The 14,136-nt window shown below is 73.5% G+C and carries 15 protein-coding genes and 1 pseudogene; 13 read left to right on the top strand and 3 right to left on the bottom strand.

Going from position 1 to position 14,136, the window contains the following annotated elements; genetic code table 11:
- The first annotated feature begins 43 nt into the window (after positions 1-43).
- The 3 genes from DEU32_RS02720 to DEU32_RS02710 all read left to right on the top strand — a co-directional run bounded on the left by DEU32_RS02720 (position 44) and on the right by DEU32_RS02710 (position 3,680).
- The gene (locus tag DEU32_RS02720; RefSeq protein ID WP_114849266.1) at positions 44-1,123 is read left to right on the top strand and encodes a M23 family metallopeptidase; all 1,080 of its coding nucleotides are present in this window, start codon (positions 44-46) and stop codon (positions 1,121-1,123) included.
- Between the two features lie 138 nt (positions 1,124-1,261).
- On the top strand, positions 1,262-2,554 hold the full coding sequence (locus DEU32_RS02715) for a hemolysin family protein (RefSeq protein ID WP_114849265.1): 1,293 nt from the start codon (positions 1,262-1,264) through the stop codon (positions 2,552-2,554).
- Positions 2,555-2,765: 211 nt separating this feature from the next.
- Positions 2,766-3,680 carry a helix-turn-helix transcriptional regulator gene (locus tag DEU32_RS02710; protein ID WP_181819176.1) on the top strand — a complete coding sequence of 305 codons (915 nt, stop codon included), beginning with the start codon at positions 2,766-2,768 and terminating at the stop codon, positions 3,678-3,680.
- On the opposite strand, the gene DEU32_RS02705 is transcribed toward DEU32_RS02710, so the two are convergent.
- On the bottom strand, positions 3,677-3,904 hold the full coding sequence (locus DEU32_RS02705; RefSeq protein ID WP_114849264.1) for a hypothetical protein: 228 nt from the start codon (positions 3,902-3,904) through the stop codon (positions 3,677-3,679). The two genes, DEU32_RS02710 and DEU32_RS02705, sit on opposite strands and share 4 nt — an antisense overlap.
- A gap of 37 nt (positions 3,905-3,941) precedes the next feature.
- On the opposite strand from DEU32_RS02705, the gene DEU32_RS02700 reads away from it, so the two are divergent.
- The 4 genes and pseudogenes from DEU32_RS02700 (at position 3,942) to uraH (ending at position 6,227) form a co-directional block, all read left to right on the top strand.
- Positions 3,942-4,592: an SAM-dependent methyltransferase gene (locus tag DEU32_RS02700; protein WP_114849263.1), complete on the top strand. Its 651-nt coding sequence runs from the start codon at positions 3,942-3,944 to the stop codon at positions 4,590-4,592.
- Between the two features lie 181 nt (positions 4,593-4,773).
- On the top strand, positions 4,774-5,256 hold the full coding sequence (locus DEU32_RS02695) for an FBP domain-containing protein (protein ID WP_114849262.1): 483 nt from the start codon (positions 4,774-4,776) through the stop codon (positions 5,254-5,256).
- A 173-nt stretch (positions 5,257-5,429) separates the two neighbouring features.
- Positions 5,430-5,888: pseudogene (gene uraD / locus DEU32_RS02690) on the top strand (2-oxo-4-hydroxy-4-carboxy-5-ureidoimidazoline decarboxylase); the annotation flags it as partial.
- A gap of 18 nt (positions 5,889-5,906) precedes the next feature.
- The gene (uraH, locus tag DEU32_RS02685) at positions 5,907-6,227 is read left to right on the top strand and encodes a hydroxyisourate hydrolase (protein ID WP_058741990.1); all 321 of its coding nucleotides are present in this window, start codon (positions 5,907-5,909) and stop codon (positions 6,225-6,227) included.
- A 79-nt stretch (positions 6,228-6,306) separates the two neighbouring features.
- Here uraH and DEU32_RS02680 read toward each other — a convergent pair whose 3' ends face one another.
- A complete protein-coding gene (locus DEU32_RS02680; RefSeq protein WP_258554759.1) occupies positions 6,307-7,704 on the bottom strand; it encodes a nucleobase:cation symporter-2 family protein in 1,398 nt (465 codons plus the stop codon).
- 191 nt (positions 7,705-7,895) lie between these two features.
- On the bottom strand, positions 7,896-8,882 hold the full coding sequence (locus DEU32_RS02675; protein ID WP_114849261.1) for an aldo/keto reductase: 987 nt from the start codon (positions 8,880-8,882) through the stop codon (positions 7,896-7,898).
- A 97-nt stretch (positions 8,883-8,979) separates the two neighbouring features.
- On the opposite strand from DEU32_RS02675, the gene DEU32_RS02670 reads away from it, so the two are divergent.
- From DEU32_RS02670 to DEU32_RS02645, 6 genes are all read left to right on the top strand, one after another.
- Positions 8,980-9,213 carry a hypothetical protein gene (locus DEU32_RS02670; protein ID WP_141859475.1) on the top strand — a complete coding sequence of 78 codons (234 nt, stop codon included), beginning with the start codon at positions 8,980-8,982 and terminating at the stop codon, positions 9,211-9,213.
- 67 nt (positions 9,214-9,280) lie between these two features.
- Positions 9,281-9,850: a thioesterase family protein gene (locus DEU32_RS02665; RefSeq protein ID WP_114849259.1), complete on the top strand. Its 570-nt coding sequence runs from the start codon at positions 9,281-9,283 to the stop codon at positions 9,848-9,850.
- A 9-nt stretch (positions 9,851-9,859) separates the two neighbouring features.
- On the top strand, positions 9,860-11,425 hold the full coding sequence (locus DEU32_RS02660) for an FAD-binding oxidoreductase (protein WP_114849258.1): 1,566 nt from the start codon (positions 9,860-9,862) through the stop codon (positions 11,423-11,425).
- A gap of 166 nt (positions 11,426-11,591) precedes the next feature.
- Positions 11,592-12,473: an aldo/keto reductase gene (locus DEU32_RS02655; RefSeq protein ID WP_058740627.1), complete on the top strand. Its 882-nt coding sequence runs from the start codon at positions 11,592-11,594 to the stop codon at positions 12,471-12,473.
- Between the two features lie 162 nt (positions 12,474-12,635).
- A complete protein-coding gene (locus tag DEU32_RS02650; RefSeq protein ID WP_147281397.1) occupies positions 12,636-13,277 on the top strand; it encodes an ATP-binding cassette domain-containing protein in 642 nt (213 codons plus the stop codon).
- Positions 13,278-13,363: 86 nt separating this feature from the next.
- Positions 13,364-14,119, top strand: coding sequence for an SGNH/GDSL hydrolase family protein (locus tag DEU32_RS02645; protein ID WP_167509951.1), 756 nt, complete (start codon positions 13,364-13,366; stop codon positions 14,117-14,119).
- The last annotated feature ends 17 nt before the right edge of the window (positions 14,120-14,136 follow it).

Raw genomic sequence — 14,136 nt, 5'->3', positions numbered from 1 at the left:
GGCCTGTACAAAGCGACAGACTCGTGCAGAATGGTGGGCGGCCATGACGACGACACACGACCACGACCAGCAGCAGCCGGGGACCCCGGTCGTGCACCTGTCCCGTCGCGCTGCCCTCGAGGCCGAGCGCGCCGCGGCCCGGAAGCCCGCACGCCGCCCCCGCTCCGCCCGCCCCCGCATCACGCACACCGACGCTCCCGGCGCCCCCGTTGCCTCCGCTCGGGCTGTCACGACCGCCGCTCCCGCAGCTGCGACACCCGCCTCGACCGCTGCGGCCCCCGCCCCGACGGCTGCGACCCCCGCACCGACCACGAAGCGCGCGGGGGAGCGCGTCGCCGCCGCCCGCGTCGCCACCGAGCACGTGGACGCCCGGATCACCAAGGTCGTCCGCCGCCGGAACGTGACGCCCGTGACGGCCGTCCCCCGTGCCTCCCGCCCGACCCGCAGCCACCGCGCCAGCCGCATCACGCTCACCAGTGCGGCAGCGGCCCTCGCGATGTTCGCCGCGTCGGCGATGCCGGCGCACGCGAGCGTCGGGTCCTCGACCGCGACGTCGACCATCGCGCCGATCATCCGCACGCAGGACTACGCGGTGACCCAGGCCGTCGCTGCGAACGGTCTCGACCGTGACGGGTTCACCGTCGGCGGCGGCACGGCCGGTTCACCCGGCACGTCGGTGTCCTACGGCGGCGAGGTCCGGTCGCCGTTCCCCGGTCCGGTGCGGATGAGCTCGGGCTTCGGGTACCGCTCCGCCCCGTGCGGCGCCTGCTCGTCCCTGCACCAGGGGCTCGACTTCAACCCGGGCATGGGGGCGCCGATCGGAGCCGTCGCCGCGGGCAAGGTCCGGGTCTCCGGTACGTACTTCTCGTACGGCACGGCGGTCATCATCGACCACGTCATCGACGGCCGGAAGGTCGCGACGCTGTACGGGCACATGATCCCGGGCTCGTCGCCGCTCAAGGCAGGCGACACGGTCGAGGCGGGGGAGTTCATCGGCAAGGTCGGGTCCTCCGGGGTCTCGACCGGGGCGCATCTGCACCTCGAGGTCCTGATGGACGGCGTCACCCCGATCGACCCCGAGGCGTGGCTCGAAGCCCGGATCGGCCGCTCCCTCACGACCTGACGGCGGGCCGCATCCCGCGTGCACAGCACTCGTGCAGCACCGGTGCGGTGACGTCCCAGTGATCCTGTGCAGGATCACAGCCATGGACGATCACCACAGACCGCCCGCCCGTCGTCGACCCACCGAGGTGTCCCGCTGATGGGCACCGACACCTGGGTCGCCTTCGGGCTCGTCATCCTCTTCGTGCTCGTCGGCGGCGTGTTCGCCGCTGCTGAGATCGCCCTCGTCTCGCTCCGTGAGTCCCAGCTGCAGCAACTCGAACGCCGTGGCTCCCGCGGGGCCCGGGTCGCCGCGCTCGGCCGGGACCCGAACCGGTTCCTGTCCGCCGTGCAGATCGGCGTCACGGTGGCGGGGTTCTTCTCGGCCGCCTACGGTGCGTCGTCGATCGCCCCGGACGTGGCCCCGCTGCTGATGGGCATGGGTCTCGACCGCGGCGCCGCCGAGGCGATCGCCCTCGTGCTGATGACCCTCGTCATCGCGTACCTGTCGCTCGTGTTCGGCGAGCTCGTCCCGAAGCGGCTCGCCCTGCAGCGCGCCGAGGGCTTCTCGATGGCCGTCGCGCCGACGCTCGACCGCTTCGCGACCGCCATGCGCCCGGTCATCTGGGTGCTGTCGAAGACCACGAACGCCGTCGTCCGGCTGCTCGGCGGCGACCCGGACGCCCGCAGCGAGTCGATGAGCACCGAGGAGCTCCGCGGCCTGGTCGAGGACCACGACGCCATCGACGCACAGGGACGCCGGATCGCCCGGAGCGCCCTCGACGCCGGTGACCGCATCCTCCGCGAGTCGATGCGCCCCTGGTACGACGTCTCGACGATCGACGCCGCGATGACGATCGCCGACGCCACGGACCACGCCATCGAGGTCGGCCACACCCGGTACCTCGTGACCGAGGGCTCCCGCGACGACGTCGCCGGCTTCGTGCACCTCCGCGACCTCCTGCGCCCCGCCGACCCGACGGCTTCGGTCGCCACGCTCGTGCGGCCGGTGCTCGCCCTGCCGGAGACGAAGTCGCTCTCCGGCGCGATCGCCGACATGCGGACCGACGGACACCAGATCGCCCTCGTCGTGGACGAGTACGGCGGCAGCTCCGGCATGGTCACGCTCGAGGCGTTGCTCGAGGACCTCGTCGGTCGCATCCGCGACGAGTACGACGAGCCCGCGGCCGAGACCGACGGCATCGACGGCGCGACGGTGCTCGAGGACCTCGCCGCCGACGGTGGCCCGGAGCTGCCCGACGGCGACTACGAGACCGTCGGCGGGCTCGTGCAGGTCCGCCTCGACCGGGTGCCCCGCGTCGGTGACGTCGTCGAGGCCGGGGACCACCGGCTCGAGGTCACCGCCATGGACGGTCACCGTGTCGCGCGGGTGCGGATCACCCCCCGCGTGCCCGCGCCGGCAGAGCCGCCCGCCCCGGTCGCCCAGGTCTGACCCACCGGACGGGAGGCGCGGTGACAGCCCGCACCGTGCCTCCAGTCCGTCAGCCGGTCACCCGCCACGGACGGGAGGCGCGGTGCCAGCCCGCACCGTGCCTCCAGTCCGCCTGTCGGTCACCCCGCGACGGTCGCGAGCCGTCCCGACGGGCGTCACCGGCACTGGCGGTACCTGTCTCGGGGCCGGTCCCGCGACGTAGGCTCGATGCATGGGCATCGACGTGCGCAACGAGATCCGTGACTTCCTGTCCTCACGGCGAGCGCGACTCACTCCGGACCTGGTCGGCATGCCGTCGTTCGGCGGTGGGGTCCGACGCGTGCCGGGACTGCGGCGGCACGAGGTCGCCATGCTCGCGGGGGTGAGCGTCGACTACTACACGCGGCTCGAACGCGGCTCGTTGAAGGGCGTCTCGGACAGCGTGCTCGAGGGCCTCGCCGGAGCGCTGCAGCTCGACGAGGACGAGCGCGTGCATCTGTTCGACCTCGCGCGACTGGCGAACGCCGGCGTGAAGGTCATGCACCGGAACGTCCCGACCCGGGTGCGTCCGGGTGTGCAGCGGCTGCTCGACGCGATCACCGGTGCGCCCGCGTGGGTGCGGAACGAGCGCGGGGACGTCGTCGCCACGAACGAGCTGGGCCGGGCGCTGTACGCCCCGATGTTCGCCGGACCCGGGCGTCCGGTGAACACCGCGCGCTTCACGTTCCTCGACCCGGCGGCTCGCGAGTTCTTCCCGGACTGGGCGGCGACGGCACGCGACGCCGTGGCAGTGCTCCGTGCGGCTGCCGTCGCGAACCCGTGCGAGCCCGGCCTGGTGACCCTGGTCGGCGAGCTGTCCACGCGGAGCGAGGAGTTCCGCACGTGGTGGGCGGCGCACGACGTACGCCTGCACCGACGCGGGAAGAAGCGGATCGCGCACCCGATCGTCGGGGAGCTCGAACTCGACTTCGAGGCGCTCGAGCTCGTCGCGGACCCCGGTCTGACGATGTTCTCGTACTCGGCCGAGCCCGGGAGCGAGTCCGAGCGGTCGCTGGCGCTGCTCGGGACCTGGGCCGCGACGGAGCGGGCGGAGCAGTACGCCGCGGTGCGTGCCGGTGACGCCGAGGGTGACCGGGGCGACCGCTAGTCGGTGGAGTCGTCCGTGTCGGTGCCGCGCGCAGGACCGTCGAAGGCCCGCTTGCTCGCCTTGTACCGGAGCCGCTCGATGCGCAGGTCGCGCTCGATCGCGGACAGGCGGAGCACCTTGATCGCGGCGAACACGAGCACGATGAGTGCGATCGTCAGCACGGCGAGTGCCACGACCACGAGCAGGTAGACGATGCTGACGACGGCGAATCCCCCGGAGATCATGCAGCGACGGTAGCAGCGCCCCACGTAGGGTGGCGTCGTGATCGGCGCAGCCTCCGACCGGGACCGCCGTCCCGAGCCCGTGTTCGCCCGGGCCGTGCGCGCCGCCGTCGGCCCCGCACGCACGGTGCTCGCGCTCGACGGGACGCCGTACGCCCCGGCCGACCGCGAGGTCGTCAGCGTGGGCCTCGACGGTCCGCTGCCGTCGGCGGACGCGGCGGTGGTCGCGCTGTCCCCGGGTGTGTGGCCCGCGGTGCAGGCACGACTCGCAGAGATCCGCCGTGCCGTCACGGGCCCGGTCGTCGTGCTGACGGTCGACCCCGAGCGCGTGCAGGACCACTGGCTGATCGAGTACGCCCCCGCCGTGAGCGCCGCGTGGGCCGAGGGGTACCCGGGACTCGACCGCCTGGCCGCAGCGCTCGGCGGAACGGTCGAGAGCACGCGGCTGCCGGTCCCGTTCACGTGCGTCGCAGTATTCCCGGAGACGTTCTACGCCCGACCGGAGCGGCTGCTGGACTCCGCCACCCGGGCGGCGGACCCGGCGTGGGACGCGGTCGACGACCTCACCGCCCGTCGCTCGGTGGCCGCGCTGCGCACCGCGCTCGAGACGGGCGAGTGGGACCGACGGCACGGACACCTGCGGCGCCGGCCGACGTACGACGGGTCCGTCGTGCTCGTGCGCTCGGCTTGACACCGCGTCGTAGGGTGGAACCGTGAGTCAGCAGGAGGTGGTCGGCGCGCTGAGCGCCGGCATCAGGGCGTGACGCCCCCGGCTGTGCCCCTCGGCACGGCCGCCGTCGTCGATCCCTGACCATCCCTCCGCCCGTGCGGCGCTTCCCCTGCGCCCGGGCACTTCCGAAAGCGACCACACCGTGCTGCCCATCAGCGAGAAGACCCTGCGTTCCTCCTTCGTCAACGCCTCCCGCAAGGAGGTCGGGGACGTCACCCTGCCCACCGACTTCGAGACGCTGGAGTGGGAGTCGCTCGACTTCCTCGGCTGGCGCGACCCGAAGACCTCCCGGCGCGCGTACGCCGTCGTGCCCACGCTCGAGGGCGACCTCGTCGGGATCCTGTTCCGGCAGGCCGAGGCGTCGCCGCGCTCCCGGGCGCAGTGCTCGTGGTGCCAGGACGTCAAGCTGCCGAACGACGTCGTGTTCTACGCCGCCAAGCGATCCGGGAAGGCCGGTCGGAACGGGAACACCGTCGGGACCCTGGTGTGCCAGGACTTCCAGTGCTCGCGGAACGTCCGGCGACCGCTGCCCCCGGCGTACGAGGGCTTCGACGTCGAGGGCGCCCGGCTCCGGCGCATCGAGGACCTCCAGCTCCGCGTCGCGTCCTTTGCCGCCGAGCTGTGAGCTCGGGCCCGGGCCCCGGCCTGCTGGGTCGCGCTGGCTTCCGCAAAACGCAACGGGAGCGGCTTCTCGCAGCGGTATGTCGCTGCGAGGAACCGCCGACCTTGCGTTTTGCGGAAGGAAGGTGGGGGCGGCGCCGAAACGCGGCGGTAACGGGCGGTCCCTAGGGTGACCGGATGGACCTTCGTGACTTCGACACCGCCCCGGCCGCCGACGCCCGGGACGTCGCCCTGCACTGGGCTGCCGTTCCTGCGTGGGCCGACGCCCTGGTCGCCGGGCGGCCGTACCGCTCCGTCGCCGCCCTGGCCTCGGCCGCGGCGACGGCCGCCGAGCAGTGGGGCGCGGACGAGCTCGACGCGGCTCTCGCACACCACCCCCGCATCGGCGAGCGCACCACCGAGGCGTCCTCGGCACGCGAGCAGGGGGCGATGGCGACCGCGGCGGACGACGTCACGGCAGCGATCGCGCGGGGGAACGCCGACTACGAGGAGCGGTTCGGACGGGTGTTCCTGGTCCGAGCTGCCGGTCGGACCCCGGAGGAGCTGCTGGCCGAGCTCGAGCGCCGGCTCGGCAACGACCCCGGGGTCGAGGTCTGCGAGGCAGCTGCCGCCCTGGCCGACATCGCGCAGCACCGGATCCGTGCGACCTTCGGCGTGCCCCACCTGACCACGCACGTCCTCGACGCAGGATCCGGTCGCCCGGCGGCGGGGGTCGGCGTGACCCTGCGGACCGCGGCGGGCGAGGTGCTCGCGACGGGGGAGACCGACGCCGACGGTCGGACCGGGCTCGGGCCGGACGTGCTGCCCCGCGGCGACCTGGAGCTCCGCTTCGACACCGGGGCGTACCACCGCGCGTCGGGGACGCCCACGTTCCACCCGTACGTCGTCGTGGCGTTCAGCGTCACCGGGACGGGACACCTGCACGTGCCGCTCCTGCTCAGCCCCTTCGCGTACAGCACGTACCGCGGCAGCTGACCCGCGGGCGCGGCCCGGCCAGAGCGGCCCGAGACTCAGCAGCGCGGGCGCACCGCCGCGGGCGCGGCGCCCGCCCCGCCTACCCCCGCGGCGGCACCGCGATCGGCGCCGTCGACCGCATCGCGTCGTACGACCCCACCGCCGGGTCGTCGCCGTACCGCTCCCGGACGCTCCGCGACGCGAGCAGCAGGTTGAGCAGGATCGCCGCGACCGCACCGGCCGAGATGCCCGAGTCGAACACGAGAGTGAACCGCGTCGGGAACGCCGCGTAGATCGACGGCGCGACGGTCGGCAGCAGCGCGATCCCGAGCGGGAGCGCCACGACGAGCACGTTCCGGTTGTCGAACCGCACCTTCGACAGCGTCCTGATGCCCGAAGCCGCGACCATGCCGAACAGCGCCACCCCGGCACCGCCGAGGACCGCGTGCGGGATCGCCTCGACGACCGCCGCGACCTTCGGCACCAGGCCGAGCACGACGAGGATCCCGCCCGCGGCGGTGGCGACGTACCGGGAGCGCACGCCGGTCAGCGCGACCAGGCCGACGTTCTGCGCGAACGCCGTGTACGGGAACGTGTTGAACACCCCGCCGACGACCGTGCCGAGCCCGTCCGCCCGCAGTCCGTCCGCGAGGGTGCGCTTCGACACCGGTCGCCCGACGACCTCGCCGACGGCCACCATGTCGCCCGTGGTCTCGGTCATGATCACGAGCCCGACGACGAGCATCGACACGATCGACGCGAGGTCGAACGTCGGCAGGCCGAAGTGGAACGGCGTGACGACCGCGAACCAGGCGGCCTCGCCGATCCCGGACCCGTCCACCATGCCCGGGACGAACAGCGCCACCACCGTGCCGAGGAGCAGGCCGGCGAGCACCGAGACGCGCGCCAGTCCGCGCGGCGCGAAGCGCTCGACGAGGACGATCGCCAGGAGCACCCCGGCGGCGAAGGCGACGTCGAGCGGACGGGCGGCGCCGTCCTTCCCGCCCTCGGTGACCCAGCCGGCGGCGACGCTCATCAGGGACAGGCCGATGATCAGGATGACGGTGCCGGTGACGATCGGCGGGAACAACCGGACGAGCTGCGAGAACCACGGGGCGACGACGACCATGAACACGCCGCACGCGATGGTCGCGCCGTAGACCGCCGTGATGCCGTGCTCGGTCCCGATCGCGATCATCGGGCCGACCGCGGCGAAGGTGACGCCCTGCACGAGGGGCAGCCGGACCCCGAAGCGCCAGAAGCCGACGGACTGCACGATCGTCGCGAGGCCGGCCACGAACAGGTCTGCGCTGATCAGGAACGCCAGGTCGGCCCGGTCGAAGCCGAGTGCACCGCCGACGATGAGCGGCACGGCGATCGCCCCCGCGTACATCGCGAGGACGTGCTGCAGCCCGAGCGGCAGCAGCCGGGCGAGCGGCGGGACGGTGTCGACGCCGTCCTCGCGACGGGCGTCGGTCGTCTGGTTCGTGTCGGTCACGGGTGCCCCCTCGGCGTCGTCGGACTCGTCTCCTCGGACGCTACGGAGCGGGTGTTTCCGTGCCGTGTCGGCGGTGGGTCGCCCGGATCACGCGACCGCGCGCCGGAACGCGCGTTCCACAGATGGGGACGGAACGGACGGGAGGCCCGTGGCGGATCCGCCACGGGCCTCCCGTCCGTCCTGTGGTCGCGTCAGCGACCGATGCTCGACATGTCGGGGTAGCGGTCGCCGGTCGGGACCGGCAGCGAGGACAGGCGCTGCAGCTGGGACTCCGAGAGGGTCAGGTCGGCGGCGCCGACGTTCTCCTCGAGGCGGGAGACCCGCTTCGTTCCGGGGATCGGGACGACGTCGGTGCCCTGGGCGAGGAGCCACGCGAGCGCGACCTGCGCCGGGGTGCCACCGACCTCGGACGCGACGGCCTTGACCTCGTCGACGATGCGGACGTTCTGCTCGAACGCTTCCTGCTGGAAGCGGGGGTTGTCGCGGCGGAAGTCGTCGGCGTCCAGGTCCGACGGCTTCGTGATCGCACCGGTCAGGAAGCCGCGGCCGAGGGGCGAGTACGCGACCAGGCCGATGCCGAGCTCGCGGAGCGTGCCGAGCACGTCGTCCTCGGGGTCGCGGGTCCACAGCGAGTACTCGCTCTGGACAGCCGTCACCGGGTGCACGGCGTGGGCCTTGCGGATGGTCTCGGACCCTGCCTCGGACAGGCCGTAGTGGCGGATCTTGCCCTCCTGCACGAAGCCGGCGAGCTGGCCGACGACGTCCTCGATCGGGACCACCGGATCGACGCGGTGCTGGTACCAGAGGTCGATGTGGTCGGTACCCAGGCGGCGGAGCGAGCCCTCGAGCGCCTCGCGGACGGACTCCGGTGCGCTCGTGAGCTTGCGGTCGGTGCTCGGCTGGGTCTCGCCGGGGACGTGCTCGACGAGACCGAACTTCGTGGCGAGGACGACGTCGTCGCGGCGACCCTGCAGGGCCTTCCCGACGAGGACCTCGTTCGTGTACGGGCCGTACATCTCGGCGGTGTCGATCAGGGTGACGCCGAGGTCGATCGCGCGGTGGATGGTGCGGATCGACTCGTCGTCGTCGGTGCCGGCGCCCGTGTAGAAGGCGCTCATGCCCATGGTGCCGAGGCCGACGGCGCCGACCTCCAGGTCTGCGAGCGTGTGTGTCTGCATGGGTGCAGGTCTACTCCTGCCGACCCCCTGTGCGGGAGGCACCGACGGGGCTAGGCTGCGGGGACGGACAGGGTCCGTGCGACCGGAGGGGGACACCGTGGTGGTCATCGGGATCGTCATCGGGGTGGCCGTGGCCATCGCCGCGCTGCTCGTCGTGCTCGAGCTGCAGAACGTGCGCCGTCGACGGACGCTCGCGCACCTGGAGCCGGTCGACCCGCGCATCGGGGAGCGGGCCATGTCCCAGGCCTCGGCGGCGCACGCGATCGTCGAGGGGCAGGCCAAGTCCGCGCACCCGGGCATCAGCGGTGCCGGGGGCGGCCCGCTCGGCTGAGCCAGCTCGTCCCACGCGTCCTGGCCGGTCTGTCGTGTCGGCGCCGGGCTGTGGTTCGATCGTGCCCGTGAACCTGTACCTGCGACTGTTCCTCCTGACCGTGCGCATCCGTCTCGCGGGACTCCGCTCGGGCCGACGGCCTTCGCTCTGGGACGAGGGACGGACGCCGTTCCGGGTCGCGCTCACCGACCTCGACCCCTTGCGGCACGTGAACAACGGCAAGTACCTGTCGATGCTCGACCTCGGTCGGTACGACCTGCTCACGCGGTCCGGCTTCTGGCACGAGGCCTCGAGGCGCGGCTGGTACGCCGTGGTCGCGGCGCAGACGATCACCTACAAGCGGTCGCTGACGCTGGGGCAGCGCTTCACCCTCGTCACCCGGGTGCTCGGCGTCGACGACCGCGCCGTGTACATCGAGCAGACCTTCGAGCGGCGGGGATCGGTCGTCGCGCGGGCGGTCGTGCAGGCCCGGTTCCTCCGTCGGACCGGCGGCACGGTCACGCCCGAGGACCTCGTCGCCGCGGCCGGCGGGGCGCCGCGGGACCTCACCCTGCCCGACTGGGTGCACGCGTGGGCGGACGCGGTGCGGATCAGCAGCGCGGCGCCGACCCGCACGGCCCGGGGCGCCTCGGCGTAGGAAGGTCGGGTGCAGGAGCGACGGGGGAGCGGGACGCCGGGTCGACGTACGGTGCTGGCCGGCGGGGTCGGACTCGGTCTGGTCGGGGTGCTCGCCGCGTGCTCGCGGCCGGGGCCGGCACCGAGCCCGTCCGCATCCGGGTCCGCGTCGTCCTCGGGCGCACCGTCCACGCCGACCCCGCCGACCCCGACCGCCGCCGGAGGGCCGGACTCGTGGGACGCCCTGGCCGCGGCCGTCACCGGGACGCTCCTGCGCTCCGGGTCGTCCGGGTGGGACGCCGCACGGAAGCTGCAGAACCCCCGCTACGACGACGCCGATCCGCAGGCGGTGCTCCGCGTCGCCGGCGTCACGGACGTGCAGGCCGCGCTCGCCTTCGGCCGGAACACCCGCACGCCGGTCGCGCTCCGGGCCGGCGGGCACTCGTACACGGGCTGGTCCGCCGGCGGTGCGCCCGGGACCGACGTCCCGCGCTCGCTCGTGGTCAGCACGCAGGACCTGGACGCCGTCCGCGTCGACGGGGACACCGCGACGATCGGTCCGGGAGCCCGGCTCGCCGACGTGTACGCGGCACTGGCCCGGGCCGGGCGGGCGATCGGCGCCGGGTCGTGCCCGACCGTCGGCATCGGCGGACTGACGCTCGGCGGCGGGGTGGGCGTCCTGGTCCGGTCGTTCGGCCTGACGTGCGACCAGCTCACGGGGGTGACGCTCGTGACGCCCGACGGCGCCGTGCACCAGGTCTCCGCGACCGCCGAGCCGGACCTGTTCTGGGCATGCCGGGGCGGTGGTGGCGGGACGGTCGGGGTCGTCACGTCGATGACCTTCCGGACGCAGCCTGCCCCCGACGTGCTGCTGTTCAGCATCGTGTTCCCCTGGTCCGCCGCGGCCGCGGTGGTGCGGGCGTGGCAGGACTGGGCGCCGGTCGCCGACCCGCAGCTCTGGTCGACCCTGAAGCTCCTGAACGGCACGAGGCACACCACCCCGACGGTCACCGTCACCGGCGTGTGGACCGGTGCGAAGACCGGGGCGGACGCCTCCGTCGACGGGTTCATCGCCGCCACCGGGGCCTCGCCGACGTCGCACACCGCCGACGAGCTGTCCTACGGCGACGCAATGGTGCGACTCGCCGGGGCGCCGCAGCGCGTGTCCGAGGCCGCGACGTCGTCGATCGGCGGCCGGAAGCTCACCGACGACCAGGTCGACGTGCTCGTCCGACGGGCCGCGGCGGCCGGGGACGTCGCCGGGAACCGGGAGGGCGGGGTCTCGCTCGACGCGCTCGGCGGCGTCGTGGCCGACGTCGGGCGGACGGACTCGGCGTTCCCGTGGCGGGACGCCCTGATGACCGTGCAGTACACGGCGGTGTTCGCCGACGGGGCGGACCCGGCGCCGTTCGACGCGTACGTCCGTGAATTCCGGCAGGCGATGACCCCGGCGTGGGGTGACGGCGCGTACGCGAACTACTGCGACGCGGCGATCACCGACCCCACGGCGTACTTCGACGTGAACACCTCGCGGCTGCACCGGATCGCGGAGCAGGCGGACCCGGGCGGGGTGTTCGACCAGCCGCACTGGGTCTGACCCTCGGCATGCCGCCCGCAGGTTTCGCCGCCCCGAGTCTCGCCGTCGGCGACACGACTCGGGTCCCGGCACCCGGAACTCGTCGCCCAGCCCGAGACTCGGGCCAGGCCGGGCGCGGGGGACACCGGCTCAGGGACGGGACACGGTCACGGCGTAGACCGGGGACATGACCACCGGTACCGACACCACGAACCGTCCTGCCGCCGCCTCGGGCACGTTCCGCATCGGCGGCGACCTCGAGGTCCACCGCCTCGGCTACGGCACCATGCAGCTCACCGGACCCGGCGTCTGGGGCCCGCCGAAGGACCACGACGAGGCGATCCGCGTCCTCAAGCGCGCCGTCGAGCTCGGCGTCGACTTCTTCGACACCGCCGACTCCTACGGCCCCTACGTCGCCGAGGACCTGCTCCGCGAGGCGCTGCACCCGTACGGCGACGACGTCGTCATCGCGACGAAGGCCGGCCTCACCCGCACCGGCCCGAACGAGTGGCCGCCGGTCGGCCGCCCGGAGTACCTGCGTCAGGAGGCCGAGATGAGCCTCCGCCGCCTGGGCCTCGAGCGCATCGACCTGTTCCAGCTGCACCGCATCGACCCGAAGGTCCCGCTCGAGGACCAGGTCGGCGAGCTCAAGAAGCTCCAGGACGAGGGCAAGATCCGGCACATCGGCCTGTCCGAGGTGTCGGTCGACGAGGTCAAGGCCGCCCAGGAGGTCGCGACGATCGTCTCCGTCCAGAACCTGTACAACCTGCAGAAGCGCGACGCCGAGGAGCTCCTCGACTGGTCCGAGCAGCAGGGCATCGGCTTCATCCCGTGGTTCCCGCTCGCGACCGGCGGCCTGACGGGCGAGGACTCCCCGCTGACCGAGATCGCCGAGCGCAAGGGCGCGACCCCGGCGCAGCTCGCACTGGCGTGGCTGCTCAAGCGCTCGCCGGTCATGCTGCCGATCCCCGGGACGTCGAGCGTCGACCACCTCGAGGACAACCTGCAGGGCGCGACGATCGAGCTCACCGACGACGAGTTCGCGGAGCTGTCGAAGCTGCACGGCTGAGCGGGCGGGTCGCGGACGCGACCACCCACCGGACGGGAGGCGCGGTGCCAGCTGGCACCGTGCCTCCCGTCCGTTGCATCACGACTCGGCAACGGCGCTCGCGTGCGGACGCGGGGCCGGTGCACACTGGTCGCGTCCGTTGGACGGAACCGGGGGGACGACGTGGGGGCACAGGGTGCGGCGACGAAGCATGCCGGCAGCGGCATGTTCGTCGGGACGGGGCGGCGGCAGACCGCGACGATCGTCGCGGTGACCACCCATGGTGGTTCTGTCCTGCGAGTCGACGCGGGTGAGGTGGTCGCCATCACGGGGGACGGCGCTTCCGCGGTGATGACGTCGGTCCGGAACGCGCCGCGCATCGGCGACCGCACGCTCGACGGTCTGGCCGTCGCCGAGGCGACGGCGCTCCGACGACGGCTGGTCGGGACGGTGTGCACCGACCACCGCCTCGTCCCGTCGCTGACGGTGCTCGAGAACACCGCGCTGCCCCTCGAGCTCGACGGGTGGGACACCCACGAAGCGATCGCCGCTGCGACGACCGCCCTCGCCCGGGTCGGGGTGACCGCTCCCTCGGACACGCTCCCCGACGACCTGACCGCGGCCGAGCAGCGGCTCGTCACCGTCGCGCGGAACATCGCCGGGTCGCCGGTGCTCGTGCTCGCCGACGAACCGCGGGACGCGACCGTCGTACGATTGCTCCGTCGCCTGGCCGGGGACGGCGCCGGTGTGCTCGTCAGCACCACCGTGGCCGCGCGACCGACCTGGGCCGACCGCCTCGTCGAGACGCCGGCCGCAATCCTGTGAACGGCAGCGAGGACCCTCAGCCAGAACGCGCGTTCCCCAGCTCGGGGGACTGGCCCGCACCCCGATCACCGGAGAAGCTCGTACCCGTGTCCCGCACCCGCCGGCTCGTCCTCGTGGCGAGCATCGTCTCCGCAGCCTGCCTCGTCACCGCAGGCGTCCTCGTCACCACCACGCCGCGCACCGCGAGCGCCGAGGACCGCCCCGTGGCGGCCGTCGCCGAACACCGCGCCGGTACCGCGCTGCCGGACCCGCGGACGCCCGACCAGTTCGTGACCGGTGCGCTCGACACCCCCGCACTGCCGGGAGCGGTGCCGTTCGCCTACGCGGGCGACTCGATCACGGCACGGCCGGACTCCTGGCTGCACCAGCTCGAGACCGACGACGAGCTGCACGCCGTCGGCGGCTACGCGCACAGCGGGTACCGCGCCGACCAGGTGCTGCAGCAGATCGGTCCCGTGCCGAGCGCCCGGGTCCTGGTCGTCGAGGTCGGCACGAACGACGTCAACCAGGCCGTCCCGACCGCGACGACGATCGCGAACGTCGGGGCGATCGTCCGGAAGGTCGGGGCGCAGCGCGTCCTGGTCGTCGCCGGGCCGCCGTCGGACTGGACCCACAGCCGGTGGGGCGCCGACCGTCGGACCGGTCAGATCGTGCTCACCGACGCCCTGCGCACCGACGCGGCGGAGCACGGGTGGGCGTTCGTCGACCCGTTCACGGCGCTGCGTGCCGCCGACGGCGCGTACAAGCCGGGCACGTCGCCGGACGGCATCCACCCGACGGCCGAGGCGAACCAGGGCGTCGCGCGGGCGATGGCCGCCGCCATATCCCGCACCGCCGCCTGACCCGGACCGGACTGTCG

Source organism: Curtobacterium sp. AG1037, assembly GCF_003349855.1.
GTDB classification, from domain to species: Bacteria; Actinomycetota; Actinomycetes; order Actinomycetales; family Microbacteriaceae; genus Curtobacterium; species Curtobacterium citreum.
Note: the sequence above shows the minus strand (reverse complement) of the source record. Positions and strands in the feature narration are given on the sequence as shown.